Consider the following 4,764-nt stretch of genomic DNA (forward strand, 5'->3'; position numbering starts at 1 on the left):
GCAGCCATAGCTGTAAGGCTTGGAGAGGAGTTGGCAACAGCGGATAGAGACTTCGAGATCATAGCGAGAGCCGCTGAGTAGCTAGGCTATAGCTTTAAGCTCAGGTTACTAACCTGAACCGGAACCACGAACACTTCAAGCTAATCAAAACCTGTAGACGCTCACCCTATAAGCCCGGCACCGAGCCGCTTTAAGGAAAGCCCCTATCGCGGTAACCGAGTGGAGAGAAGATGAGAATACGCTAAAGCCGTAAACGTCCCTACGGTGATCGTAAGATTCTTCATATGCAAGAGCTGTGTATGTGAATGTAGGCTATTTTTCTGGGATCGGGAGTAGAATAATTGATGACAAATCACTATAATTATTATAATTAACACCTACTTAGTGTGGGGTTGAATGTCATAGGGACTATAGGTCTCTTATGCATAGCTTATTCTAAGAGACTCATAAGCAAGGATAAACCAATTCAAGCATTAAGGGGACTCAAAGAACACGGGTTCAGAATATCGGATGAGATGATAAACGAAGCCTTGAAGAGGTTAAAGTAGATTCTAAGAGAAACGAGATAATGATAGGACTACTGGGATTTGAGCACGGGATCACTAGCTCTAGAGACCATCTCCTAACGAGCTCTGTCCTAAGACAACTGTTGTCTGTGAGACAATTACGTTAGGAATTTATATTTATTACCTAATACTCCTTAAGGGCTGAGGGCTCGAAGACGTAGAGTAATAGATATGTATTTAGGTTGTGAGGAGTATATAGTTAGGTAGTGTTGTTTCATGTCTGCTGAGCTTAGAGAGGTTATTGAGAGTGAGCGTGTTCCTTATCCTGATAAGGAGAAGCTGTTCACGGTTCTAGGGCTTTTACTTAGTGGTAGGGTCTCGCTGGGTAAGGCTGCTGAGCTCTTGAGTTTAAGGGTTGATGATCTCTGGATACTCTTACATAGGCTTGGGGTTAGGTATAGTGTTCTCGATGAAGAAGAGGTTGAGGAAGAACTAGATGCTTATGAGAAGATCTTTAAGAGTAGTGCTCAACACCTCCCCGATAATAGCACTGGTTAAACTAGGGGTTCTAAATGAGGCTCTTAAACTATTTAGCGAGGTAGAAGTTCCTAGTGGAGTAATAGAGGAATTAGAGAGAAAGAAGGATGAAGTATATCGAGAACTCATGAGAGTTATTAGTGAAGGCAGAATACATGTTGAAGAAGTTAAGCGACGACTCCCAAGACTAGGAATCGGTGAGTCATCAGCTATATTTTTAGCCTTGGAAAAAGATAAGATCGTTGTTCTCGACGATAAGAAAGCTCGGAGGTTAGCTAGAGAACTAGGTTTGGAAGTTTTAGGAACTATTTCAATACTTAAGAAACTCTACGAAGACGGTGTCTTAATGGAAACACCTAACTCGATGTATAGGCGTTTAGTTGAGATAGGATTCTACATAGATAAGAAGCTATTCGATAAGATTTTTCAGGAGAAATAAGATGCTTCTGAACTACTCTTTCGACTTGTTAACTAGTAGCCTACTAAAATATTTGAAACAGGCCAACCTCTGAGTTCATAGTTATCTATTGCAGCACATTCTAATCTCTTAAAGCTACACGTAATAGTAATAGTTAGGTGGAGCTAGATATCTTAAAGTCATACACACACGTTGCGAGAATGGTGTACATAAGCCTCTAGACCCAATTAATTTAGAAAAAGCGAGGAGGCTATAGTGGGTATTGAGGAAAGCATATGCGAAAAACTGAAGGATCTAATTGGTGTTCCGGGCGAATCTAGTAAAGAGGAGCTTGAGAAGTACCTGGAGGAGGTATGGAGTTTTGATTAAGACGTTCCTAGATACACATATATCCTACCGTGTATTACACAAGTCTCCTTGAACATAGGAGACATTTACTTGATAAAAATCTAAAGAGCACGTTACTGATATGATTGTTCATAACGAGACAATCTACTCCTCCACAATGCATTATCTAGAACATAGACACTGCGTAATAAAAGGATCATATTCCGTGAGAAAATGGATAAAGAGAAATGGTTATCCTAAGGAGGTGATTGACGCGATTAAAGAGCTGATCAAGAGTAGACGTAAAGCTGTTCTATGCCTTATTCAGAAGCATTCAGCTCGATATACCATCTCCTCGACTAGTTTCTTGGTCTTCCTAAACCTCTGAGACCTTTTCCCATAAATCCTCTAGTATATCCAAGTAATTATAGTAGCTAAAATGCTTAAAAGCCTATCAATAAGCTAACAGTCTCTAACGCAGACCCATAACGGTGTAGATCGTCATGCTAAGCTAAGTTCACAATAATGAATCGATGAAGCTAGGGAGATATTAGTAGATCTGCTGGGCTCTCATTTATGTATAGTCTCTCTAGCAATCTCAACGATTCTGGCTATATATGGTAGTCTCCTCTTCACAGCCTCGCTATCGAATTTCCCCTCGTGGAAGCCCCATACATGTAGTGCCCATGCCCTATCCCACGCCTCTTCGAAATGCTTGCCGATTATGTTGCTCAGAGCCTCGATAGCCCTCTCAAGATCTGTAACTGTCCATCTACCCCTATCTCTAGCACTTCTCAGAATATCCTCGAGGTTGAAGTGTATTGCTAGGGCCTTAACAGATTCTTCAGCAGCTCTGTATAGCTTCTCACTAGCCTGAACAGGATCCTTCTCAACTAGAGCCCTACCCTCCTCAAGAAACCTCTGAGCAGGTTCAACGCGGGCATCAACCTCCTCCTCAGGATCTAGCTCGAGTTCTCTCAAGAGAGCATCGATCACCTTAGACTCTACATCAGCACCAATAGATTTGATACGCTCAAAAACAACCCTGGGCAGCTTAATTACAACCTCAACACCCATGACCAGGACGCCTCATACCAAAGTTATCAATTGTTTCAAGCCTAAATACCACATCACCTCGAGGAACGATCATGAGCATTTCTCCTCTCACGTGCTCTAATTACCCTCCTAGCTTCACTTCTGCGATTAGAGCTAGCCCTTTATGCGGGTTCAATAGCTCCTCCTACACCTCATGGGACTCCTAAATGTGGAGAGGTATCTCAAACTAATATTAATAGCTCCGATCACACCTCTATCCATGATTAATCCATCGCACTACTGATCGTCATCGAGGTAGGAAAGCCCAATATCTATAGCAGCGTAGCTAAAATCTTAAAAGCACTTCACTAAGCCAACAGTCTCTAGCGATAAAACCTTTATAAGCCCAAGAAATGTACAGAACACATAGATTGAGGCAACCAAAAAGATTGAGAGATAATCGATTGGGTGGGGAGATGTTTGACGAGGTAATGGGCATGGGGAGTGATGATGAGAGAGATGTTGTGTCTGTGGGCGGGGGTATCTTGGTTGATAGGGCTAGAAGATCTATCTCTCCAAGCCTTTTCTCACAGTTGAGGACGAGATCGCCACTAGCTTTGCATCTGTTCTTGAGAGAGTCGGTGTTAGATATAGTATTGTGGCTGGCTATGTAGCGATACTATTTGGAAGATCTAGGAGGAGTGATTACATAGACTTCATAGCGCGTGGTGTGGATGAGGAGAGGTTTCTCGAGGACATCATACACCAGGCTATGTGGAACGCGGAGATTGTTAGGAAGATAAGTGTGAAGTGGTTCGAGATAAGGGATAGATGGTTGCAAGAAGCATTTGAAAGGGATAGGGAGATGTGGAAAGACACTAAGATCAGAGAGGCCCTAATAAAAGCGATCCTAGCCAAAGATAGAAATTCTAAAATATTATCGTTCCCTTCCAATCCCAAGGGATCATACCAGGATCTTCCAGAATGATCTAGATCGAAAGTCTTTAAGCTAATAAGCGTTGCAGTAATTAAAAACACGGATCGAAAACATGGGCTATTACGTATAAGCGTTTCCCCTTTCATGGTACTTCTAATTTTTTCCCTAATTTTATTTCTGTGATTAGGGTATCTTCTTAAGACTTAATGCAATTCTAAGAATCTCCTCATCAGAGGCTCCACGTAATTCATCGATAACCGTTTGTACTTCATATCATCTTCCCCCTCTCCCTTAATAAGCTATAAAATTAGATAATTATTAGCTATATAGCTATTCGTACCCATTGGCTATTCTGATATATAGTATGGCCTTCGAGACTATTTTCGGGCTATAGCTTCTCTAGTGCTGTATATAGATCTATATCGTGTCTAGGGCTTATCTCGCCTGCTATGTTGGTTAGCATTAGCCTTCTCACCTCATTAAGATCTCTGGTTCTCCTGAGGATCCATGAGAGCTTTACATATGCAGTCTCTGGTAGCATGTCCTCGCATGGGATTACCCCTGCTCTCAACATCTCCCTCCCAGTTGTATATACCATTAGATTCACCCTCCCGTGGAGTGTTTGTGAGGTTATAGCTACCGGGATCCCCTCTTCTGTTGCTCTTTTAAGGGTTGGTACTAGCTTTTCTGGTACGTGGCCGAATCCTGTGCCCGCTATTACGATCCCTCTGTATCTCCTATCTATTAGCATCTCTATAATCTCCGGCTCTATACCTGGATAGCTATATATCAACGCTACTTTCCTCTCAAAGCCGTTTAGAAGCCTCGGCTCCCCCTTGTTCCTCGGTCTATAGCTGTTATCTATGATTCTTATACTCCTCCTATATGGATCCACAGCTGCTATTGGCCTAGCATTTATAGATTGGAAGGCATCTCTCCTAGATGTATGCATCTTCCTAACCCTAGTCCCCCTATGGATAGCTATCTCCGTATCGGAGGTGCTC

6 protein-coding genes are annotated in these 4,764 nt (G+C 42.3%); 4 read left to right on the forward strand and 2 right to left on the reverse strand.

All coding sequences use genetic code 11. The annotated features are described in order from the left end of the window. Window positions 1–782: 782 nt before the first annotated feature. Both QXE01_11590 and QXE01_11595 read left to right on the forward strand, forming a co-directional pair. Entirely contained in the window at window positions 783–1,064 is a 282-nt protein-coding gene (locus QXE01_11590; GenBank protein MEM4971879.1) for a UPF0175 family protein, read from the forward strand. Beyond that, entirely contained in the window at window positions 1,003–1,482 is a 480-nt protein-coding gene (locus tag QXE01_11595; GenBank protein ID MEM4971880.1) for a hypothetical protein, read from the forward strand. Before QXE01_11590 ends, QXE01_11595 begins: the two co-directional genes overlap by 62 nt. A gap of 876 nt (window positions 1,483–2,358) precedes the next feature. Here QXE01_11595 and QXE01_11600 read toward each other — a convergent pair. Next, window positions 2,359–2,865, reverse strand: a complete 507-nt coding sequence (locus QXE01_11600) for a PaREP1 family protein (protein ID MEM4971881.1) — start codon at window positions 2,863–2,865, stop codon at window positions 2,359–2,361. A gap of 434 nt (window positions 2,866–3,299) precedes the next feature. On the opposite strand from QXE01_11600, the gene QXE01_11605 reads away from it, so the two are divergent. Next, window positions 3,300–3,497 carry a hypothetical protein gene (locus QXE01_11605; protein MEM4971882.1) on the forward strand — a complete coding sequence of 66 codons (198 nt, stop codon included), beginning with the start codon at window positions 3,300–3,302 and terminating at the stop codon, window positions 3,495–3,497. Then, entirely contained in the window at window positions 3,482–3,811 is a 330-nt protein-coding gene (locus QXE01_11610; GenBank protein ID MEM4971883.1) for a hypothetical protein, read from the forward strand. The genes QXE01_11605 and QXE01_11610 overlap by 16 nt, the downstream gene beginning before the upstream one ends. A gap of 337 nt (window positions 3,812–4,148) precedes the next feature. On the opposite strand, the gene QXE01_11615 is transcribed toward QXE01_11610, so the two are convergent. Then, the coding region (locus tag QXE01_11615) for an asparaginase domain-containing protein (protein MEM4971884.1) at window positions 4,149–4,764 on the reverse strand (616 nt) is incomplete at its 5' end.

It is taken from the genome of Sulfolobales archaeon, from assembly GCA_038897115.1.
GTDB lineage: Archaea > Thermoproteota > Thermoprotei_A > Sulfolobales > AG1 > AG1.